Below are 20,962 nucleotides of genomic sequence, written 5' to 3' on the forward strand. Positions count from 1 at the left end.
CACCTGTGGCGTCTCACCCCACCAGCGAAAACAGCCTAAAACAACGATGTTGGGGACCGGGCCCACTCGGGGAGGGCATGTCCGGTGGTCGCTTGGCGCCACGAGGCGATCAGTTTCCCCTCGGCACACAGTTCCTTGTCCAGTTTCTCCACTAATGGACGGTGTGGAAGGGATTGCCCATTCACCCATCGGGACACGGAAGCCGCAGAACAGCCGATTCGAGAGGCCAGCTGTTCCTGGGTGAGTCCTTGCAGTTCACGGAAGTTGGTCATGAGTTCCGGAAACGGAGGGTCGCTCATGGTCGAGATGTTACGCCGCGCTTCCACATGCTGTCTGACCGTTACAGGAATTTCTCAGGTAATGGCGCGACCGACCGAAGAAACCTCAAGGTAGTGACCTGTAAGGCAGGCGCAACCGTGAGGTGAACATGGCAGTATCCGCAGGCCCCCGCTCAGACACCTTCGACATCGCACAGTGTGCGCTGCTCTCGGCATTGCGGCGGCGAGGGCTCGCGCCCTGGAAGAATCCCGACGACGGATCGGTGACCGTGGAGTTCGGCTACCGCCGGGTCACCGTCCACCTCACCGATGACGGCTGGGTGCGACACCTCCCCGAACGCCCCGGCTCCGCCGTTCGCTTGGCGGGCCAAGGCTGCGAGGAAGCCCTGGGCCGCCAGCTCGCCCGCGAAATCCTGGACCGGTTGCCATGACCGACCAACGCGCTATCACCACCACACCTCAGGAACACGCCGACTTCCTCTTCGACGAACTCTCCGCCGCACTACGCCACATCCCCGGCGACCCCGCCGAAGCAACCGACGCCCTGCGCACCGCCGACCAGGCCTTCGACGCCCTCCACGCCTGGCTGCGCGCCGGCAACCCACTCCCCCAACCCTGGCGTGACAAAGCCAAGGCACGCCCTCCCGAAGAGGGACCGTGAGATACCGACCAAGCCCGGGCCCGGCCTCCGCGCAGGCCCGTGCTTTTTCCGTTGCGGGTCGGCTCTTCCCCTGTGTAGCATCGCCCCGCACGTCACGACCGAAGGAGGTGGGACCGATCACCGCAGCAACAGGCCGGGCGCTTCCATCCCACGGTCATCCCCTTCGCATGGCGTAGGTGAGCGCGGGAGCGCCCCCGGGCATCCCGAAAGGCTCCCTTGCCACCGCAGTTCTCACAGCACCACTCTCAGCAGCCGCAGTCCTCACTTCCGGCACACCCCGAAGTCATCACCCGCCTGCGCCGGGCCGGATGTGTGTTCGCGGAAGAAGAAGCGGAACTGATCGCCACCACCGCGCGCACGCCCGACGAACTCCGCTCGCTGGTCGAGCGGCGCGTCGCCGGAGCCCCACTCGAACACGTCCTGGGCTGGGTTCGCTTCCGCGATCTGCGCCTGACCGTGGAACCCGGCGTGTTCGTCCCCCGCCCCCGCAGTGAGTTCCACGTCGAGCAGGCCCTCGCCCTGACCGAACCCGGCGCCGTGGTCCTGGACCTGTGCTGCGGCACCGGCGCGTTAGGCGCCGCCTTGGCCACCGAACGCGCGGGCGTGGAGCTGCACGCCGCCGACATCGACGCGGCCGGTGTCCGATGCGCCCGCCACAACCTCGCTCCCCTGGGCGGCGAGGTCTATCAGGGCGATCTCTTCACACCTCTCCCCGATTCCCTGCGGGGCCGGGTGGACGTGATGGTCGCCAACGCCCCCTATGTCCCCACTCGCGAGATCACGTTGCTGCCTTCGGAGGCCCGCGACCACGAACCGTGGCTCTCCCTTGACGGCGGCTCGGACGGCCTCGACGTCGTGCGCCGGGTCGCCGGGCAAGCCCGCCCCTGGTTGGCTCCCGGTGGGCACCTGCTGGTGCAGACCCACCCCGACCAGGTCGCCGAGGCACTCGCCGCCTTCATCCGGGGAGGGTTGGACGCCCACGCCGTCGTCGACGAGGAAGATCACACCTCCGTGGTCGTGGGCCGACGCCCCGACCCGATCGACCCGAAGAACACACGGGTGGGACCGTGACCTCGCGCGAACGAGGTCACGCGCCCTCCGCTCTCGCGGCCCTCCCGCCGCACACCACCCGTGGGGCTCCTCGGGTGAACACGGCGCCAACCCCCAGGTGGGACGGTGAAGCCCTCATGAACTGCAACTAAAATTGCCATCTCACACCTTGTCGCAAGAAAAATTGCTCGTAATGTGGGCGTCGTGAACCTACAGGAGCGAATGAACAGGTACCGCGACCGGCTGACCAAGTCGGATCGCGTCCTTCTCGATGAACTTCTCTCCAACCCCGCCGAGGCCCCGCTGTGGCGGGGCGGAGAGGTCGCCCAACGTGCGGGGGTCCACCCCGCCGCCGCCACCCGACTGGCGCAACGGCTCGGCTACCAGGGCTACCTGGAACTACGCGAAGACCTCCGCGAGGCCCACGAAACACACCTCAACGGTGCCGGTGACCGGTTCCGCGCGGAACTTCGAGAGCAGGGTCAGAGCAGTGTCCTGGACACACTGCTCGCCACCGAACTCGACTCCCTCGCCGCGGTCGCCCACCACGTGGACCAGGCACGGATCGACGAGGTCGCCGACCTCCTCGTCGGTGCGCGCGTGGTCTACCTCTTCGCACGCGGCAACACGGGGGTTCTGTCCGAGCTTCTCGATGGTCGACTGCGACGGTTCGGGATGCACTCGGTCAACCTCGTCGGTCCCGGCCGTCAGGTCGCCGAGCGTGTCCTGGCGATGTCGGACTCCGACGTCGTCGTGTCGTTCGCGTTTCGTCGCGCTCCACGCAATCTCACCGACCTGTACGCCCACGCCTCCGCCGTGGGGGCCCGCTCCGTGCTCGTCACGGACACCCTGCACACCCTCGATCCGGCTCCCACCACCGTGCTCTCGGCCCCGCGCGGGCATCAGGAGGGTTTCTCCTCCCTGAGCGTCCCGATGATGATCGCTAACGCCATCGTGCTCACCATCGCCCAGCGGCACCCGGAAACCATCCTGCCCGCCCTGGACCGACTGGACGACCTGCTCACAGCGTTCGACTGACACCTCGGTCCCTCCTTCCACACGACGGCCGGTTCGCACCGGTCTCGCTCCCCCATGCGCGAAAACCGACACAAAGGACTGTCATGCGCTCCTCGAAACTGCTCACCACCTCCATCGCCCTCCCACTCGTCGTGACGCTCGCCGCCTGCGGTGGCGGCACTCCCCAGACCCCCGACGCCGACGCGGCCGCCGCATCCCACGAACTCGACGACGCCACCCATGAGGAACTCGTCGAACTGGCCGAGGAGGAGGGAGAGGTCACCGTCTACTCCTTCACCTCGCGGATCACCTCGGTCGAGGAGGCCTTCGAGGAGGAGTACCCCGGCATCGACTTCGTCGGCCACGACATCTCCTCCTCCGAGCAGATCACCCGGTTGCAGTCCGAGGCACAGGCCGGAACCCCGTCGGCGGACGTCGCCTACATCTCCGACGCCCCGGTGGTCATCACCGAACTCCTCGCGAGCGGCATCCTGCGCAACCACGTGCCACAGCGCGTCGCGGACTCCGTGCCCGAGGAGTACCAGGAGCCGCTGCTGGCCAACCGGCTCTCCACCAAGATCCTCATGTACAACGAAGAGGCCCACCCCGACGGCAGCCCGATCGAGAACCTGTGGCAGCTGACCGAGGAGGAGTGGAACGGCAAGGTCGTCATGGTCGACCCCGGTGTGCGCGGCGACTACCTCGACCTCATGACGGAGATCATCCGTCAGTCCGAGGAGATGGCCCAGGCCTACGAGGACCTGAACGGGTCCGAGATCGAACTCGATGACGACGTCGAGAACGCCGGAGCGCAGTTCGTCAAGGACCTCTACGCCAACGGACTGGTCCTGGTCGACGACACCGACAACGTCAACGCCGCCGTGGGCCAGACCGGGCAGGAGGACCCGCCGGTCGGCATCACCTCCTACTCCGACCGCCGGGACAACGAGGAGGAGGGCTGGGCGCTCCAGGCGTCCCTGGACACCACCCCCTCGCTGGGCATCACCTTCCCCGCCTACATCGGCATGGTGCAGAACTCCGAGAACCCCGCCGCCGCACGCCTGGTCGCGGACTTCCTCATGGGCGACGACTCCGCGACCGGCGGCGCCGGCTACGAGCCCTTCTACGTCCCCGGTGACTACCCGGTCCGCACCGACATGGACCAGCCCGAGGACGCCGCCGCCCTCGACGAGCTCGGTGCCTGGGACATCGACCCCGAGGCGACCGCGGAGATCCGCTCGGACGTGGCGGACTTCCTGCTGACCCTGTGACCCCGTGACCCGTGACCCTGTGACCCCGTAGCCCCGCCCCTTCCTCGATCTCCGCACCGCCCGAAAGGACCCGATGTCAACGGCACCCGCTCCCCGCCGCACCACGGTCGGCCATGCGTTGGCCCGTGCGCGCACGGCGCTCACCCGGCCGACCGTGGTGCTGGGGGCCGGCACCCTGCTCGTCCTCCTGGTCCTGGTGATGGCGCCGCTCATCGGGCTGGTCAACACGACCTTGCAGAGCGATAACCGCCAGGCGTGGTCGGACGTGTTCGCCAGCCCGATGTCGCAGAACCTGCTGTGGCGACCCATGGGCAACTCGATCCTCATGGGGGTCGCCACGGCCGTGGGCTCCACGGTGATCGGTGGATTCCTCGCCTGGGTCGTGGTGATGACCCGTATCCCCGGGCGAAGGCTCCTCGGGTTGCTGGCGATGATCCCCTTCGCGCTACCGAGCTTCGCGCTGGCGTTGGCATGGGAGTCGGTCTTTCGCAACGACCTGGTGGGCGGATCCACCGGAATCCTCGTGAACCTGGGGATCTCCGTCCCGGACTGGTTGGCCTGGGGCCCGGTGCCGATCGCCGCGACCTTGACGGCCCACTACTTCTCACTGTCGTTCATGCTCATCGCGGCGGCGCTGGCCGGTGTCAACGGCGACCTCATGGAGGCCGCGGAGATGACGGGCGCCTCCACGCTGCGGGTGGCCAAGGACATCGCGTTGCCCGTGGTGGCCCCGGCGATGATCTCCGGCGCGCTGCTCGCGTTCGCCGAAGGGGTCTCCAACTTCGTCTCACCCGCCCTGCTGGGTCTGCCGGTCCGGTTCCACACGCTCTCGACCCGGTTGTACGGGGCGATCTCGACCGGTGACGTCTCACGCGGGTACGTGTTGTCGATCGTGCTCATCCTCGTCGCGGCGCTGATCATGTACGCGTCGACCCGCGTCACCGGGGGTCGGCGGAGCTTCGAGACGATCACCGGCAAGGGCGGCCGTCGACGAGGCGTCGAACTCGGGCTGTTGGGGCGCCCCGTGGCCGGGCTCGCGTGGCTGCTGGTCACGTGCACCACGATCGTGCCCGGCATCGTGCTCGTGCTCAGTTCGCTGACCCGACACACGAACGACTTCACCTCCGGGCTGACCCTCCACTACTGGATCGGCGATTCGGACCCCGCGCTCGCCCAGGGACAGCCGGGCGTGCTGAACAACCCGCAGATCCTTCAGGCCACCTGGAACACCGTCCTGCTCGGGGTGTGCGTGGCGATCGGCGCCGGTGTCCTCGGGCTGCTCATCTCCTATGTCATCACCCGGTCGAGCGGCCCGAAGTGGCTGGTGGGGACCTTGAACGTCACCTCTTTCGTGCCGTTCCTCATCCCGGGAATCGCGCTGGGCGCGGCGTTCATCGCGCAGTTCGGGGCGCCCATCGGCCCTCTTCCGAGCCTGTACGGAACGTTCGCGATCCTCGTGTTGGCCGGGATCGCGGCGACGATCCCGTTCTCGGTCCGGTCGGGCACCGCGGCCCTGAGCCAGGTCTCCAAGGACGTCGAGGAGTCCGCGGTGATGGCCGGCGCCGGTCTGTTCCGCAGGATCGGCGCCATCATCGCGCCGTTGACGGCCCGTGGTCTGTTCACCGGCGGGGTGCTCGTGTTCGTCCAGATGGTGCGCGACCTCTCCCTGGTCGTGCTGCTGGCGACCCCGGCGATGCCGGTCCTGGCCGTCCTCACCTACCAGTACTCCTCGGAGAACTTCACTCAACTGGCCAACGCGGTCACGGTCGTCATCGCGGTGATCTCGGTCGCGGCGACCATCATCGCCCGGCGTTTCGAAGGTGCCGCCCAGCCCTGGAACTCGAACTCATGACCTCAAGGACCGGCCTTCACCGGGTCGAAAGGACCGACATGCGACCCCGAGCCTCCTCGGCCTCCCTGACCATCACCGACCTGCGCAAGGACTTCGGCGACGCCCCGGCCGTCGACGGCATATCGATCGACGTACCGGAGGGCTCGTTCCTGGTTCTGCTCGGGCCGTCCGGGTGCGGAAAGACGACGACTCTGCGGATGCTCGCGGGGTTGGAGGATCCCACCGGGGGTGAGATCCGCTTCGGCGACCGCGTCATCGCCCACGGTGACGGGACCGAGATGGTGCCGCCCGCCGAACGCGAGGCCGGTCTGGTCTTCCAGTCCTACGCGTTGTGGCCGCACAAGACCGTGTTCCAGAACGTCACCTGGCCGCTGACCGTGGCCAAGTGGTCGAAGGAGGCGCGGCGGGCCCGGGGCGAGGAGGTGTTGTCGTTGCTGTCGATCTCCGACCTGGCCGACCGGTATCCGGGAGAGATCAGCGGCGGTCAACAGCAGCGCGTGGCGATCGCCCGCATGATCGCCCCGCAGCCCAAGGTGTTGCTGTTCGACGAACCGTTGTCCAACCTCGACGCGAAACTTCGGGTGGACACCCGTGGCGAACTGATGCGCGTGCACAGGTCGACCGGTGCCACGAGCGTCTACGTCACGCACGACCAGGTCGAGGCGATGACCATGGCCACGCACATCGCGCTGATGAAGGACGGCCGGATCGAACAGTTCGGCACTCCGCGGGAACTGCTCGAATCACCGCGTACCGCGTTCACCGCCACGTTCATCGGCACCCCACCGGCGAACATCATCGATTGCGAGGTCGCCGGCGGGCGTCTGTCGGCGTTCGGCGTCGACTGCGGCCCCGCCCCCGCCTCGGTCCGGGGCGGGGCGCTCAAGGCGATGTACCGGGCGGGTTCGATCGAAATCGATCTTGGGGCGTCGGCTTCCGGATGTCTGGAGGCGACGTTCGCCGACCAGGTTCCGATGGCCGACAAGTGGGTCGTGGGCGTGGACCTTCTCGACGGTACGCGGGTGAGCGTCTCCCGCGACACACCGGTCGACCTGTCGCCCGGCGACGGGATCGGGCTGCGGCCACCGCAGGCCCCGGACGCCTACTTCGACGTCGATGGCGCCCTTCTGGACACCGAGGTGGTCCGATGACTCGACTGATCCTGGTCCGCCACGGCGAGACCGTGTGGAACGGACAGCGCCGCCTCCAAGGGCAGCAGGACATCGGCCTGTCGCAGGCTGGGCGCCGGCAGGTCGCCGCGCTGGCGCGGACGGTCGCTCACCTGGCCCCCGGGTACGTCGTCACTTCGAGTCTGTGTCGCACGCGGGAGACCGCCGAGGTGCTCGGTGTCGAACCGGATGGGTGCGATCCCAGGCTCAACGAGGCCTACCTGGGCGACTGGGAGGGGCGGTACTCGGCGCAGATCAAGGAGGAGGACGCCGCAGAGTACACCGAGTGGCGGGCGGGGAGGTTCCACCCCCCGGGTGCCGAGAGCTTCGGCGAACTCACCGATCGGGTGGTCGCCGGGGTGGACGCCGCCGTGCGGCGGGCGAGGGAGGGTGGCCATGGGACGCTCCTGGTCGTCACCCATGGCGGGCCGGTCCGGGCCTTCCTCGGGGCCGCCGTGGGACTGGACCCGAGTCGCACGGTGCCGAGCCATCCGGCGAGTCTGAGCATCGTCGACGTCGCTTCGGGTTTCGTCTCCCTCATCGAACCGGGGGCGGCCAAACTCCGGTTGTTCAACCATTCCCCCGCGATGTCACCGCTGGACCCGCCGGACTGACGACGACGGAATAGTTGGAGACCGCGCCACCCGGCGCGGTCTCCACAAGGCGATGTGGTCATGAGGAACCCGACGACTCAGCAGTGACGGAGCGTGCCAGTCGCCTACGGAGAGTGCAGGATGTGGGGAGGAACCCGAGGGAGGACATATGCCCGAGCCGCGACCGCTGACCGTGCACATCGGCCATGACGAGCTGGTCATCCGGCGTCGCTATGAAGTCGTCAGCATCTGCAACGACATCCTGATCGCGTTGTGGTTCATCGCCGGCAGCATCATGTTCTTCTACTCCAGCATGATGGTCCCCGGGACCTGGTGTTTCCTGATCGGCAGTGTCGAACTTCTGATCCGACCGGTTATTCGGCTCACCCGTCTGGTGCACATTCGGAGCCTTCAAGGCCAAGGTGGGGCCGGCGGCACGGCCTCGGAGACCGCGATGGACTTCTAGCATCCCGGCCAGGACGTGAGGGTGACGGCGTTGACCGTGTGGCGTACCGGTTTCGTCCGCATCGTCGCCTACCGGTTCGCTTCCTTTCGCGAGAGCCTAGTGTTCCGAGTCGTTGATTCGATGGGTAGATGGTGACGGTGACTCGGGTTTCCGTGGCGGGGTGGTCGGGTGCTTGCCGGGGTCGAACTGTTCGGTGGCGATCAGGATCACCACGAACGCGAGCGGTACGATCCAACCGCTCCAGCCAAGGATTGTCGCTTGCGTGGTGTCGATGTGCTCGCCCGCCATGGCGAAGAGCAGGTAGCTGCCGCCGGCCCCGTTGAACGCGGCGTGGGCGAGGGCTGCGGGCCATACCGATCCTGATCGGAGCCGCAGCCAGCCGAAGACCGCACCGACCAGGATGCACATGATGACCATCGCGGTCAGGCCGAGCCAGCCCGGTGCGCCGGGGTAGTTGTACCCGAGCAGGATGAGTGGGGCGTGCCAAAGACCCCAGATCACGCCGGAGACCAGCAGAGCTGGAAGGGTACCCAGAGGCATCAGCTTGGGAAGCAGCCATCCCCGCCACCCGAGTTCCTCGCCCAGCGCTGGGATGAGGTTGATGAACGCCGCCAGGGGGAGTGTAGCGAGCTGGAGGGCGATGAGCGCGCCGATCGGGATGGGGGTTTCGGCCGCTCCCGATGCGCCCATTTGCTCGTCGAGAGTCTGCTGGAAGGCGGAGAAGTTCGCGAAGTCGGCCGGGTAGACCCCCAGTAGCGCGCCGACGGGGAGCGCCACCAGGACGAGTGCGATGGGCACGAAGATCCCCAGCGCGGCGTAGCCGAGCAGCCTGGGAGCCGGCCTGAGCGGCCATAGTCCGAGCGTCCACGCCTTGTGCCGCGGTCGTTCCATGAAGAACACGACGATCAGGGCGGCGATCGTCGGTGTCATCATCGTCGCGACGGCAACGACGGGGAACCAAGGACTGGTGAGTCCATCTCCGAGCCAGAGCGGGAGCGCGAGCAACCAAGCGAGCGCGAACGACAAGATGGTGAACACGCTGATGGATCGCAGGTCGCGTCTGTTCATGCGGGGTCCGCCTCGGGCCTGGGCCGTCTTCGAACCGACTGGAGGTTTCATGGTCACGACGCCCGCCTTTCGAGGATGTGCAGCCCGGCGATGGTGCGGTCGTCACGGAACGTGATCCGTGCGGTGTAGTCGCCCGCCTCGAACGAGATCGGCGTGTTCGTGACCGTCATTTCACCGGCCCGGGCGACCTCCGGATCTCCCTTCCCCTCGAACGCTCCCGACAGGCCGACGATCTGCGCCCACGCGGCGGCGAGCGCGTCCTCTGAAAGTCCGTCGCGCATGGCCGGGTCGAACTGCTCGGTGACACGTGACCAGTGCCCGGAGGCGAGGTCTTCGATCACGGAAGCGACCAGTTCGACGGTGCCGGGGAGCGGGGTGTTGTTCATGGGTTGTCCTGTTCTGGGGTCGATGGGTTTGCCGTAGCGCTGAAACGCCGCTTGCCTGCTCACGCCGAGCGCGTCGCCGATCACCTGCCACGTGGCGCCGTTCTGGCGTGCTTGCTCCACGACTGCGCGCACAACGTCCTCGGCTGCCGTTTGCATGCTCACGGCGTGCCCGATCGGGTTGGCCCAGTCGTTGGTGGCGGTCAGGACGCGTGACGCGAGGAGGGCGTCCGTGTGGGATTTCAAAGCCCGCAGCGCTTCTGTTAAATTCTCTTGCATGTGTAAAGCATAGGTTGACACGCAGGCATCTTGTCAAGCCAGTGAGCGCATCGGTGTGGCGCGATGGGGGCGCGGAGGCATCCTCAGGGGCGTCGTCGGAGTCGGTCGCGGAGGCGGTGGACTACACGGCGGAGTTCGGCACCTCCGCGGAGAACGCGATGGACTTCCAGCGCTGCTGTCAGGACGCGAAGAGGTACTCGATAGCGCGGGCTATAAGGAAGCTCGAAGCCAAGGCCGTCGCGAGTACGAGCAGATCCGGGCGGAACCGGGTCGATTCGTGCACTTGTCCTTCCACGTCCCGGGTCCGCGAGCGGTCGAGTTCCTCCTGAAGACGGTCCCCCGGGGCGTGGTGGAGCCGGTAGCGACGGAGTTCACCGTAGGGCGAGGGGTCGAAGCCGGGAATCGGCCGATGTCCGCCATCGGTCAGCACCAGGGCGAGCCCTCCGGTGGTGGTCACGAAGTCGACCAGGTGGAAGGGCACGAAGCGGTCGGCGAACATCTCCCGCAACTCGAAGCCGGTGTCGGTGATCAACACCCGACGAGTCGCCGCCTTGAAGCAGAACCACGATGTCAAGGCCAGGGCGAGCGATCCCCACAGGTGCGTCCACAGGATCGTGTCCGGGGGGTTGACCCCGCTCAGGGAGGTCATGACGAAAACGAACAGCGTCAGCAGCACGATGAAGGAGGTCAAGGATGTGACGGCGACGGCATTGACCGTGTGGCGTACCGGTTTCGTCCGCATCGTCGCCCATCTGTTCGATTCCTTTCGCGAGAGCCTAGCGGGAGCGGGAGCGGCGCGCCCCACGGGCCCCTTGGAGCCGCGTGGGACGCACCGGGCGCCTCATCTCAGCGCTGGGCGGTCGGTCGCACCACGACCTCGTTGACGTCGACCTCCTCTGGCTGCTCGATGGCGAAGGCGATGGCGCGGGCGATCGCCGCCGCCGGGATCGTGTTGGCCCGATAGGCGACCATCGCCTCGCGTGCGGTGCGGTCGGTGATCGTCTCGGCGAGTTCGGACTCGACCACTCCGGGCGTGATCGTCGATACGCGCAGCCAGGGTTCGCTCTCCAAGCGCAACCCCTCGGTGATCGCCCACGCGGCGGACTTCGTGGCGCAGTACACGGCCGCGGTGGGCGACACCTCGTGGGCCCCGACCGAAGCGATCGTCACGACGTGCCCGCCACGCTGCGCCTCGAACACGGGGAGTACCGCGGCGATGCCGTGCAGCAGTCCACGCACGTTGACGTCGAGCATCCGGGTCCACTCGTCCGTCTTGAGCGCTGCCAGCGGCGACAACGGCATGACGCCCGCGTTGTTGACGAGCACGTCCGCGCGCCCGTGCTCGGTGACGGCGCGGTCGACGAAGGCGCGCACGTCGTCGGCGTCGGTCACGTCGAGGGGGTGGGCGTGGGCCCGCCCTCCGATCTCTTCGATGCGCTCGACCAGGGACCGTAGCCGGTCGATTCGGCGCGCTCCCAGCACCACGGTGCAGCCCCGCTCGGCCAGGTGCAGCGCGGTCGCCTCGCCGATGCCGCTGGAGGCTCCGGTGATGAGTACGACCTTGTCCGACATCTCCTTCATCAGGCGTTCTCCTCTTCGGCGCGACGGGTGAGCACCATGCCGGCGTGGTGCAGGGTGTTCGCTTCGACGAAGTCTCCGTCGGCGCTGAAACCGGTGTCGTCGACGTAGTCGATGTGCGTGCCGGTCACCGCGTACCGGCCGGTGTAGGCGCGTTCACGGCTTCCTCGGGCCTCGACGTAGCGTCCCTCCGGCAACAGTTCGTGTCGGATGTGGCCGTCGGCGGTGACCCACAGGCCGACGTAGGGATGGTCTGTCATCGCGTTGCTCATCCTCTGGGCGAGAGTCCTTCTTCTGTCGGAACACCACCCTGTGCGCGCTCGGCCGACCGGACCAGGCCGATGCGAGCCTGGGTGCACCGCACCCTCTCTCCCGGGCCCGGCGCGGGGTAGCGTTTCGCCATGACCACACCTGCCCTGGCCCGGTTCCTGCGGGCCCGCCGTGACGCGACCGCGCCGGAGAGCGTGGGATTGCGCGGTAACGCCCGGCGTCGGGTTCCCGGGCTGCGCCGGGAGGAGGTCGCGATGCTCGCCGACGTGAGCGTGGACTACTACGTCCGGCTCGAACAGGGGCGTGAGACCGGGCCGTCGGCACAGGTCCTGGACGCGCTCGCCGACGCCCTGGCCCTGGACGACGACGGGCGCGGGCACCTCTACCGCCTGGCCGGCCTGGCGCCCCGTCCGCGCGCCGACCTCGGTGCTCGGCGGGTGGACCCGCACCTGTTGCTGCTCATGGACTCGTGGCCGGACACCCCCGTACTCATCACCAACGCCGCCTACGACGTTCTCGCGCACAACACTCTCGGCGAAGCCCTCTACCGTGGGTTTCCCGTCGGCCGCAACCTGGTGGAGCAGGTGTTCCTCGCCCCGGACGCCCGCGAGTTCCACGCCGACTGGTGGCTCGCGGCGCACAACTCGGTGGCCGCGCTCCGGTTGGCGCAGGGGCGGGCGCCGGAGCATCCGCGTATCCGTTCGCTCGTCGACGGTCTGCTCGGGGCGAGCCCGGAGTTCGCGCGGTTGTGGGCCCAGAACCAGGCCCGTGGCAAACGCATGGAGGTGAAGGGTTTCGTGCATCCACTGGTCGGTGAGCTGACGCTTCGGGTGCACACCTTCGATGTCGCCCAGACGCCGGGCCAACAGCTGCTCTGTTACCAGGCGGAGCCGGCGAGCCGTAGCGCCGAGGCCTTGGCGCTGCTCGGCGCCCTGTCCGCGAAGACGTACACGCCTTAGATCGGGGCGCTCACGCGCCGACGTTCGAGTTCGGCGTTGACCACAGCCCCGAACAGCACGATGAGCGAGGACATCCACAGCCACAGCATCAGCACGATGACCCCGGCGATGGTTCCGTAGGTCGCGCCGAAGTGGCCGAATCGCTGCACCGAGAAGGTGAACACCCAGGAACCGGCCACCCACAGCACCATCGCGAGGAACACGCCCGGGGTGAGCCGGCGGCCCGATGGTGACTGGCGATGGGGCGCGATCCGGTAGACGACGGCCAGGCCCCCCAGGGTCACGCCCGCGAGCACGACCCACTGGCCGACGATGACCAGGAACTCGGCGATCCGGTTCAGGCCGATCTGGTCGAGCAGTACCGGGATGAGGACCATCGAGCCGACCCCCACGCACAGGAAGGCGCCGACCCCCAAGGCCAGCAGCAGGGCGATTCCGCGCTTGACGAGGTAGTTGCGCCCGTCCACCACGTCGTAGGCGGCGTCGCAGCCCTGCATCAGCCCGTACATGCCGCCGGAGGCGCTCCACATCGCCAAGAGCACGGAGCCGACGAACGCGAACCCGAGGGTTCCGGTGTCGGTCGCGATGATGGTGCGGAGCTGATCCTCGATCAGTTCCCGCGCGGCCTTGGGGACGGCGTGCAGCCAGGTTCCGATCTGGTCGGTGAGGTCGTCCGGGTCGGCGAGTATCCCGAAGACGCTGACCGCGGCGATGAGGGCGGGAAACAGCGCGAGGAGCGCTCGGAACGCCATTCCCGCGGCGAGCAGGCTGAACTGGTTCTCCTTCAGGTGCCGCCAGACCCGTGCGGCGACGGCGCGCAGCCCCGCCCTGGAGGGCAGGGCCGGTCGCCACGCGAAGGCACCCGACGCGCGGCGCGCTCCTTCGCTCCGACCCCGCTCTTCCGACATCCGCCCTCCCTGGCCCTGGGCCCCTCATTGTCGGCGACAAGAGGGCGAGAACCACGTGACCCGGCCGAGACCGATACTGACGGGGGTCTTGGGCCCGGAGCGGTGCCACTCTCACGCCGGGCCCACGGTCCCGTCAGTTGGTTTTCGTCGACTCCCTCAGTACCTTGGCGGATCCGAGTGCGTGGGATAGTCGTAAGGTGTCACACCGGCGATGGGGGTCCAGTACTCGTGATCGAGGTGGTATTCCTCTTCGGCAGGCTGGTAGTCGGGATCTCTAGAAGGATCATCCTGTGAGGTCACCAACCAATCGCCGCCTCTCACCGAGGGGTTCCACTGAATCGTGAAACCGTAGATGTAACGACGGGTATAACGCGTTCCCAAACTGATGTCGAACCCTTCGTCGGCTAGAACGAACATGTCGACCGTGTCCTCACCCGTCGACCACCATGTCACCCCGACAGGAGTGATCTCGAAAACCTCCCCTGGCATCGGAAACAGATCGGCGTTGAAAAACACGCCTTCCCTGTTCGCGATACGAGAGATGTCTTCGGATCGCTGATCCAGCACTTCCTCTTCGACTATTTCCCGGGTCACCTCGGAGTCGAGATCATGATAGGTATTCATCAGCTCCGCGAGACTCTCGGCGCTGTTGGTCGACTTCCAACGAAGATAGACGACGACCATGGAAACTCCGCCTTCGGGTGAATCCGAGAATCCAACCGGGTACTGGTCTTCGGTGATGTCGGCCCCATGCTGCACGGAGAACGAGCTCAACCCATAACTGTCGGGTTCGTTGGAGTCCGAAGGTGAGTCGGATTCCCCATCCTCCATGGTCGGTTCAGTGCCATCCGACTGTCCGCCCTCGGCCGTCGTCCCCGATGACTCTTGGCCTCCCATGGCCTTCCCAGCGAACCAGCCGACGAGGACGGCCAATACGAGCGCTACCGCCCCGAGAACGAGTAGAAGTCTCCCATGCTTGCTCGACACCTTCGCTCGCACTGGTTTCGAGTAAGCCTCCTGAGCACCACTGGCTCTCCCACCCACCGTAGATGGCATGTTCCCTTTTCCTGACATTAATGCCCGCATCTGATCAATTCCAGAGAGAATCCCGGACATTTATACCATCCGCAATCGAACAGCGCTGCACTCTAGTGGAGAAAGCACTCTCGCCATCACTCCCGTCACGGGGACACCCTGAGGTCCCGGACGAATCAACAAGCAGGAGAGTCCCCTGGTCGGAGGAGGTTCGCGCGCACTTCACGGTCGATCCCCACGATGTCGATGTGTCCGTTCACCAGAACCTCGGGGATGGGTTGGCCACCATCGGTCACGTACAGGCTGCTCAACCGGTAGGGATGTTCCGGGAAACGCTGGGATCGCACCTCTTCCAGGGCCGGTTCGCGAAACTCCACCGCGAGATGGTGGTCAAGCCCCTGGGACACGAAAACTTCGGGGTTCTCGTAGAGCCGGGCGACTTCATCCGCCCTGTCGTGAACGCGCTGCTGAACACCCCTACACCGTGTCGCGTCGAAGACGATGCGTTGGCCGAATCGAAGGCAAACGCGACGGCACCCGACGCGCGGCGCGCTCCTTCGCTCCGATCCCGCTCTCCCGCCATCCGCCCTCCCCGGCCCTGGGCCCCTCATTGTCGGCGAGACGAGGACGAGAACCACGTGACCCGGCCGAGGCCGAGGTCATCAGGGTCGGGGGCGGTGAGCCCGAACGTCCACGGGGCGTCCGTCGGGGTCGCGTGCCGTCATCGTCCACTGCGTGGGCAGCGTCTCGATCTCTCCGACCGGCCGTCCGGTCTCCAGGAGGCGCTCGCGGATCTCGCACAGTCGTGCGTGTGTGCCCACGCGCAGACCCCACCCCGCCCCACCGAGGGGGTCGAGGTCGGTGCCGGGGGCGTCGGCGGTCTCGACGAACATGAGGTGGTCGTCCCCGCCGACGTCGACGACCGCGATCCGAGGGGTGGTGGAGGTCGCGGCGCGTTCGAACGCGAGTACCGCTCCGAGCGGCCCCGTGTAGTACTTCACGAGCCCGTCGAGATCGGGGGTGGACAGGGTCAGGTGGTTGACGCCGAGAAGGTCGGTCATGGTCGGCCCACTGTAGAGCACACGCCGGGCGGCGGTGGGTAACGGGCCGCCGCCCGGCAGGGGTTACCTCGCGGGGAGGATGCGGCCGGCGACCTCGCCGAAGTCGACCCTGGTTCCGTCGGGGCCCGGGGCGGTGGCGGTGATGGTGACCTCGTCACCGTCCTCCAGGAACGCGCGTTCGGTGCCGTCGGGCAGCTTGATGGGCTCCTTGCCGGACCAGGTCAGTTCCAGGAGACAGCCGCGCTGTTCCACCTCGGGGCCGCTGACGGTACCGGAGGCGTACACGTCGCCGGTGCGCAACGAAGCCCCGTTGACGGTCATGTGCGCCAACTGCTGGGCGGCGGTCCAGTACATCCCGGAGAAGGGCGGGTTGGAGACCACGTGTCCGTTGAGCCGAACCTCCAGGCGCAGGTCCAAGCCCCACGACCGCGCGCCCTTCAGGTAAGGCAGGGGTTCGGGGTCCTGGGCGGGCTGTTCCACGCGGGCCGACTCCAGGGCGGCGACCGGCACGATCCACGGCGAGATGGACGTGGCGAACGACTTGCCCAGGAACGGGCCCAACGGCACGTACTCCCAGGCCTGGAGGTCGCGCGAGGACCAGTCGTTGAGCAGGAACACCCCGAACACGTGGTCGGCGAAGTCGTCCACCGGCACCCGCTCGCCCATGGCGCTGGGCGTGCCGACGACGAATCCGACCTCGGCCTCGATGTCCAGACGCGCGGAGGGACCGAACACGGGAACGGGTTCGGTGGGCGGTTTGCGCTGGCCGGTGGGGCGCACGATGTCGGTTCCCGAGACCACGATGGTGCCCGAACGGCCGTGGTAGCCGATGGGCAGGTGCTTCCAGTTGGGAGTCAGTGGCTCCTGCTCGGGCCGGAAGATGCGACCGACGTTGGTGGCGTGGTGCTCGGAGGCGTAGAAGTCCACGTAGTCGCCGACGGTGAACGGCAGGTGCAGCGTCACCGCGGCGCGGTCCACCAGGTGGGGGCGCACGACCTGCTCGTGGACGGGGTCGGTGAGCCAGGTGGTCAGGCTCTGGCGCACCTGGTCCCACACCGGCCGACCGGCGGCCATCAGGGCGTCCAGGTTCGGGCCGCTCACCGCCTCGGCGAACGGTGCCCCCTGGGCGCGGGCCACCGCGCCCAGGTCCAGCACGTACTCGCCCACGGCCACGCCCACGCGGGGGCGCGCGCCGTCGACGGTGTACACCCCATAGGGCAGGGTCGCCGGGCCGAACTGCGCGTCGGGGGCGATGTCGAGCCAACTGTCGGGCATGGAACTCGCTTTCCGGGTCGTTAGAGGGCCCCGAGGACGGTGAGGTCCTCCAGGGGGTCGATGATGCTGCACGTGCCGAAGGAACGGAACCGGGCTCTGATCTCGGCCTGTTCGAGGTCGGACAGGGCGGCGATACGGGCGGCCAGTGCGCGACCGTCCCGGTCGGCCAGGGCCGCTTCGGCGTCGGCCGCCGACCCCGCGTTCAGCAGGGTGTGGGTGGCCAGCAGGACGTTGAGGAATCCGTGCTGTTCGAAGCCCTCGTCGGTGGTGTGGCGGACGGCGTGGTGCAGTCCGGCCGTGCACTTGAACGGGACCCCGGCGGTGATGGCCGCCCAGAGCAGGTCGGCCAGTTCGGCCTCGGTGGGATGGGCCTCGGCCTTCACCCCGCCGGTGCGGAACTTGGCGTTGGCGCCGGTGCCGGCCAGGGCGGCGATGTCGGCGCCCGCCTTCACTCCTCGGGCCACCTCGACGTAGCCGACCGCGCCGCCCGGCAGTGCCTTGGTGAGCGCGGTGGCGGTGTCGGAGGCCTCGCCCGGTGCGGCGGCGACCTCCATGCCGACCAGGTTCAGGACCGGGTCGACGCCGAGCGAGTCGAGGGCGCCGGGTACGTCGTCGGCGCCACCGGGGACGGTGATGACCACGTCCAGCGGTTCGGACGCTGGTTCCTCGCGGGCCAGGACGGCGCGCAGTTCACCCACGCGACCGCCCGAGACCAGGAAGGGACCCACGTAGCGGGCACGCCCGGACGCGCGGTGCTCCCGGTGCGCGGGCAGGGCCTGGCCCATGGGCGCGTTGCCGGGTGGGAACAGCGCGGCGTCGTCGAACAGGCCTCGGTAGAGGACGTCACCCATGCCTTCTCCCGTCACTTGTCCCGCCGGCCCTTGGACCAGGTCCAGGCGTAGACGCCGTCGTCGACGGCGACGCCGCCCTCGCCCAGGTCCAGGGGTCGGAAGGTGTCGACCATGACGGCGAGTTCGTCGAAGGCCTGCACGCCGACGCTGCGCTCGTAGGCGCCGGGCTGGGGGCCGTGGGAGTGCCCGCCCGGGTGCAGGGAGATGGAGCCCTGCCCGATGCCGGACCCCTTGCGGGCCTCGTAGTCGCCGCCGCAGTAGAACATGACCTCGTCGGAGTCGACGTTGGAGTGGTAGTAGGGCACCGGAATGGAAGCGGGGTGGTAGTCGACCTTGCGGGGCACGAAGTTGCAGATGACGAAGTTGTTGCCCTCGAAGACCTGGTGGACGGGCGGCGGCTGGTGGACGCGGCCGGTGATGGGTTGGAAGTCCTCGACGTTGAACGCGTACGGGTACAGGCAGCCGTCCCAACCCACGACGTCGAAGGGGTGGGTGGGGTAGGTGTAGACGGTGCCGGAGATGCCGCCGGGGCCGTCGCCTCGGTGCTTGATGAGCACGTCGACGTTCTCGCCCTCGGCCAGCAGTGGTCCCTGGGGGCCGCGCAGGTCGCGTTCGCAGTAGGGCGAGTGCTCCAGGAACTGGCCGTAGCGGGACAGGTAACGCTTGGGCGGGGCGATGTGGCTGTTGGCCTCGATGGCGTAGGCGCGCAGCGGTTCGTCGCCGGTGGGCACCCAGCGGTGGGTGGTGGCCCGGGGCAGGATGACGTAGTCGCCGCGGCCCACCTCCAGCACACCGAAGACGGTCTCCACGCGGGCGGTGCCGGATTCGACGTAGACGCACTCGTCGCCGATGCCGTTGCGGTACAGGCGCGAGGGCGCCCCCGCCACGACGTAGGAGATGCGCACGTCGTCGTTGCCCATGACCAGGCGGCGGGACTCCACGACGTCGGCGGCCTTCCACTCCTGGCCCTGGAAGAGGTCGTGGAGCTTGAGGTGGCGAGGGATCATCGGGGCGTTGCGCTTGCGGGACTGGTCGGGGACCTCCCACTCGGCGGCGTCGACGATGGCCGACGGGATAGCCCGGTGGTAGAGCAGGGAGGAGTCGGCGGAGAAGCCCTCCTCCCCCATGAGCTCCTCGTAGTACAGGCCGCCGTCGGGGTTGTGGTGCTGGGTGTGACGGGTGCGGGGCACCTCGCCGACCTGGCGGTAGTGGGCCATCGTCGTCCTCCTGGAGTTCGTGGGTCTGCTGGTGGGATGCCCGGGCGGGCGGTGTCCTACGTCAGGGCGGTGGACCACGCGGGCGCGGTCTCGGTGACGGCCCGGCCCAGGGCCGTGCGTACGGCGGCGCGCACGGCGTCGGTGTCGGTGCCGGCGACGACCGCGGCGACGTGGGCGTCGGGGCGGATCAGCCACACCTGCCCGGGTTCGGGGGTCAGGGCCTGACACAGGGCACCGGTGGGATCGACGTCGATCAGGTGGTGGGTGGCGACCGGGGCGGGGGTGGCCCGGGAGGCGATGGTGTGCACGGCGGCGCGCAGGGTCTCGGCGTCGGTTCCCTCGGGGGCGGGGCCCAGCAGCAGGGTGAGGCCTTCGCGCAGCAGGGGTCGCAGTCGGATGAGGTCGGCTCGCTCGGCCAGGGCCAGCGGCACGTCGGGCAGGATCACGCCGGGGCAGGGCGTGGGCGCCTGACCGCGCGGGGGTCGGCCGCCGAAGGGCCGTTCGGGGCAGGGTGTGGTGAGGGTCGAGTCGCAGTACCAGAACGGTTCGGCCAGGCGCCCGGAGTCGACCTTCGGGTGGACGTCGGGGTCGGTGAGGGCGCGCTGGAGCACTTCCAGGCGCATCCGGTGATCGGCCTCGTCGTGGGGGACGAGGAAGCGCATGGTGGCGCTGGTGATGTCGGCGTTCTCCAAGGCGGCGGCGTGACGTTCGGTGTGGTAGCTCTCCAGGAGCGTCTCGTCGGCCCACCCGTGGCGGACGTAGGCGATCTTCCAGGCGGCGTTCTCGACGTCCTGGACCCCGGAGTTGAGGCCGCGGGCGCCGAACGGGGCGACCAGGTGGGCGTTGTCCCCGGCGAGCAGGACCCGGCCTCGGCGCATGCGGTCGGTCACCCGGGTGTGGAAGCGGTACACCGAGTGCCACACGATCTCGTAGGGGGTCTCGCCCACGATCTGGCGGATGCGGGCGTCGAGGCGGCCGCTGGACTCCTCGGTCTCCAGGTCGAAGTCGGCGGGGACCTGCCAATCGATGCGGAACACCGAGTCGGGACAGGGGTGGATGAGGACCTGTCGGCCGGGGTTCCACTCGGGGTCGAAGTAGAAGCGGCGTTCGCGTTCCCAGTCGCCCAGGTCGGCGCGGATGTCGCAGATGAGGAAGCGGTCGTCGAAGCTGGTGCCGGTGAAGTCCACGCCCAGTGCCTCGCGGACGACGCCGCCGTGGGCGCCCAGGCAGGAGATCGCGTGGGAGCCGCGCAGGCGGACGGGTCCGTGCGGGGTGGCGCACTCGACGTTGACACCGTGTTCGTCCTGGTCCAGGCCGGTGACCTCGTGGTTCCAGCCGATGACGATCCCGGCCTCGGCGAGGAGGTCGTCGAGGACCTCCTCGGTGCGGGACTGGGAGAGGTTGACGAAGGAGGGCAGGGAGGAGGCTCCCGGGTCGGGCAGGCGCACGCTGAACAGTTCGTGGCCCTGGTAGAAGGTGCGAGCGGTGTTCCAGGTCAGGCCTTCTTCGGCGATGGTGCCGCCGCCGAGCCATTCCCACACGTCCAGGACGTCGCGTTGCTGGCAGATGGCCTTGGAACCGACCGCGTCGCGCCCGGGGCGGGCGTCGACGATCCGTACGGGGACCCCGCGTCGGGCGAGCAGTAGGGCCGCGGTCTGTCCGACCGGTCCCGCGCCGAGCACCAGGACGGGGTCGGTGGTGGGGTCCGCGGGTGGTCGGGG

General features: G+C 68.2%; 24 protein-coding genes. 10 read left to right on the forward strand and 14 right to left on the reverse strand.

Annotated features, from left to right (window positions below; translation table 11 throughout):
- Positions 1–35: 35 nt before the first annotated feature.
- Entirely contained in the window at positions 36–299 is a 264-nt protein-coding gene (locus tag BQ8420_RS24830; RefSeq protein WP_369825542.1) for a multiprotein-bridging factor 1 family protein, read from the reverse strand.
- 128 nt (positions 300–427) lie between these two features.
- On the opposite strand from BQ8420_RS24830, the gene BQ8420_RS31620 reads away from it, so the two are divergent.
- The 9 genes from BQ8420_RS31620 to BQ8420_RS24870 all read left to right on the forward strand — a co-directional run bounded on the left by BQ8420_RS31620 (position 428) and on the right by BQ8420_RS24870 (position 8,357).
- Positions 428–709 (forward strand): hypothetical protein, encoded by a 282-nt coding sequence (locus BQ8420_RS31620; RefSeq protein WP_143847547.1) that lies wholly within the window; start codon positions 428–430, stop codon positions 707–709.
- The gene (locus BQ8420_RS24835) at positions 706–939 is read left to right on the forward strand and encodes a hypothetical protein (protein ID WP_087101727.1); all 234 of its coding nucleotides are present in this window, start codon (positions 706–708) and stop codon (positions 937–939) included. The genes BQ8420_RS31620 and BQ8420_RS24835 overlap by 4 nt, the downstream gene beginning before the upstream one ends.
- Positions 940–1,155: 216 nt before the next feature.
- Positions 1,156–2,010, forward strand: coding sequence for a putative protein N(5)-glutamine methyltransferase (locus tag BQ8420_RS24840; protein ID WP_200816091.1), 855 nt, complete (start codon positions 1,156–1,158; stop codon positions 2,008–2,010).
- Positions 2,011–2,193: 183 nt separating this feature from the next.
- Positions 2,194–3,027: a MurR/RpiR family transcriptional regulator gene (locus BQ8420_RS24845; protein ID WP_255404902.1), complete on the forward strand. Its 834-nt coding sequence runs from the start codon at positions 2,194–2,196 to the stop codon at positions 3,025–3,027.
- Positions 3,028–3,110: 83 nt separating this feature from the next.
- The gene (locus BQ8420_RS24850) at positions 3,111–4,277 is read left to right on the forward strand and encodes an ABC transporter substrate-binding protein (RefSeq protein ID WP_087101731.1); all 1,167 of its coding nucleotides are present in this window, start codon (positions 3,111–3,113) and stop codon (positions 4,275–4,277) included.
- Between the two features lie 73 nt (positions 4,278–4,350).
- The gene (locus BQ8420_RS24855) at positions 4,351–6,129 is read left to right on the forward strand and encodes an iron ABC transporter permease (protein ID WP_087101733.1); all 1,779 of its coding nucleotides are present in this window, start codon (positions 4,351–4,353) and stop codon (positions 6,127–6,129) included.
- A gap of 38 nt (positions 6,130–6,167) precedes the next feature.
- On the forward strand, positions 6,168–7,280 hold the full coding sequence (locus tag BQ8420_RS24860; RefSeq protein ID WP_087101735.1) for an ABC transporter ATP-binding protein: 1,113 nt from the start codon (positions 6,168–6,170) through the stop codon (positions 7,278–7,280).
- Positions 7,277–7,912 carry a histidine phosphatase family protein gene (locus tag BQ8420_RS24865; RefSeq protein WP_087101737.1) on the forward strand — a complete coding sequence of 212 codons (636 nt, stop codon included), beginning with the start codon at positions 7,277–7,279 and terminating at the stop codon, positions 7,910–7,912. The genes BQ8420_RS24860 and BQ8420_RS24865 overlap by 4 nt, the downstream gene beginning before the upstream one ends.
- A gap of 148 nt (positions 7,913–8,060) precedes the next feature.
- Positions 8,061–8,357: a YrhK family protein gene (locus tag BQ8420_RS24870; RefSeq protein ID WP_087101739.1), complete on the forward strand. Its 297-nt coding sequence runs from the start codon at positions 8,061–8,063 to the stop codon at positions 8,355–8,357.
- 96 nt (positions 8,358–8,453) lie between these two features.
- On the opposite strand, the gene BQ8420_RS24875 is transcribed toward BQ8420_RS24870, so the two are convergent.
- The 5 genes from BQ8420_RS24875 to BQ8420_RS24895 form a co-directional block, all read right to left on the reverse strand.
- Complete coding sequence (locus BQ8420_RS24875) at positions 8,454–9,425, reverse strand: CPBP family intramembrane glutamic endopeptidase (RefSeq protein ID WP_087101741.1); 972 nt, start codon at positions 9,423–9,425, stop codon at positions 8,454–8,456.
- A 53-nt stretch (positions 9,426–9,478) separates the two neighbouring features.
- Positions 9,479–10,087 (reverse strand): DUF3887 domain-containing protein, encoded by a 609-nt coding sequence (locus tag BQ8420_RS24880; protein ID WP_087101743.1) that lies wholly within the window; start codon positions 10,085–10,087, stop codon positions 9,479–9,481.
- A gap of 178 nt (positions 10,088–10,265) precedes the next feature.
- Positions 10,266–10,778 carry a hypothetical protein gene (locus BQ8420_RS24885; RefSeq protein ID WP_160049418.1) on the reverse strand — a complete coding sequence of 171 codons (513 nt, stop codon included), beginning with the start codon at positions 10,776–10,778 and terminating at the stop codon, positions 10,266–10,268.
- Between the two features lie 155 nt (positions 10,779–10,933).
- The gene (locus BQ8420_RS24890) at positions 10,934–11,668 is read right to left on the reverse strand and encodes an SDR family oxidoreductase (protein WP_087101747.1); all 735 of its coding nucleotides are present in this window, start codon (positions 11,666–11,668) and stop codon (positions 10,934–10,936) included.
- A complete protein-coding gene (locus tag BQ8420_RS24895) occupies positions 11,668–11,925 on the reverse strand; it encodes an Atu4866 domain-containing protein (protein WP_087101764.1) in 258 nt (85 codons plus the stop codon). The genes BQ8420_RS24890 and BQ8420_RS24895 overlap by 1 nt, the downstream gene beginning before the upstream one ends.
- A gap of 141 nt (positions 11,926–12,066) precedes the next feature.
- Here BQ8420_RS24895 and BQ8420_RS24900 point away from each other — a divergent pair, with 141 nt between their 5' ends.
- Positions 12,067–12,894: a helix-turn-helix domain-containing protein gene (locus BQ8420_RS24900; protein ID WP_087101749.1), complete on the forward strand. Its 828-nt coding sequence runs from the start codon at positions 12,067–12,069 to the stop codon at positions 12,892–12,894.
- Here BQ8420_RS24900 and BQ8420_RS24905 read toward each other — a convergent pair.
- The 8 genes from BQ8420_RS24905 to BQ8420_RS24940 all read right to left on the reverse strand — a co-directional run.
- Positions 12,891–13,802 (reverse strand): YihY/virulence factor BrkB family protein, encoded by a 912-nt coding sequence (locus BQ8420_RS24905; protein ID WP_087101751.1) that lies wholly within the window; start codon positions 13,800–13,802, stop codon positions 12,891–12,893. The two genes, BQ8420_RS24900 and BQ8420_RS24905, sit on opposite strands and share 4 nt — an antisense overlap.
- A gap of 156 nt (positions 13,803–13,958) precedes the next feature.
- Complete coding sequence (locus tag BQ8420_RS24910) at positions 13,959–14,918, reverse strand: hypothetical protein (protein WP_143847550.1); 960 nt, start codon at positions 14,916–14,918, stop codon at positions 13,959–13,961.
- A 95-nt stretch (positions 14,919–15,013) separates the two neighbouring features.
- Positions 15,014–15,214, reverse strand: a complete 201-nt coding sequence (locus BQ8420_RS24915; RefSeq protein ID WP_157090956.1) for a hypothetical protein — start codon at positions 15,212–15,214, stop codon at positions 15,014–15,016.
- A 285-nt stretch (positions 15,215–15,499) separates the two neighbouring features.
- Positions 15,500–15,898: a VOC family protein gene (locus BQ8420_RS24920; RefSeq protein ID WP_087101755.1), complete on the reverse strand. Its 399-nt coding sequence runs from the start codon at positions 15,896–15,898 to the stop codon at positions 15,500–15,502.
- Between the two features lie 63 nt (positions 15,899–15,961).
- Positions 15,962–17,173 carry a fumarylacetoacetase gene (gene fahA / locus BQ8420_RS24925; RefSeq protein WP_087101757.1) on the reverse strand — a complete coding sequence of 404 codons (1,212 nt, stop codon included), beginning with the start codon at positions 17,171–17,173 and terminating at the stop codon, positions 15,962–15,964.
- 20 nt (positions 17,174–17,193) lie between these two features.
- Entirely contained in the window at positions 17,194–18,024 is an 831-nt protein-coding gene (locus BQ8420_RS24930) for a hypothetical protein (protein WP_087101759.1), read from the reverse strand.
- An 11-nt stretch (positions 18,025–18,035) separates the two neighbouring features.
- Entirely contained in the window at positions 18,036–19,241 is a 1,206-nt protein-coding gene (locus BQ8420_RS24935; protein WP_087101761.1) for a homogentisate 1,2-dioxygenase, read from the reverse strand.
- A 56-nt stretch (positions 19,242–19,297) separates the two neighbouring features.
- On the reverse strand, positions 19,298–20,962 hold a 1,665-nt coding region (locus BQ8420_RS24940; protein WP_235006474.1), incomplete at its 5' end, for an FAD-dependent monooxygenase.

Source organism: Nocardiopsis sp. JB363 (assembly GCF_900143625.1).
GTDB lineage: Bacteria > Actinomycetota > Actinomycetes > Streptosporangiales > Streptosporangiaceae > Nocardiopsis.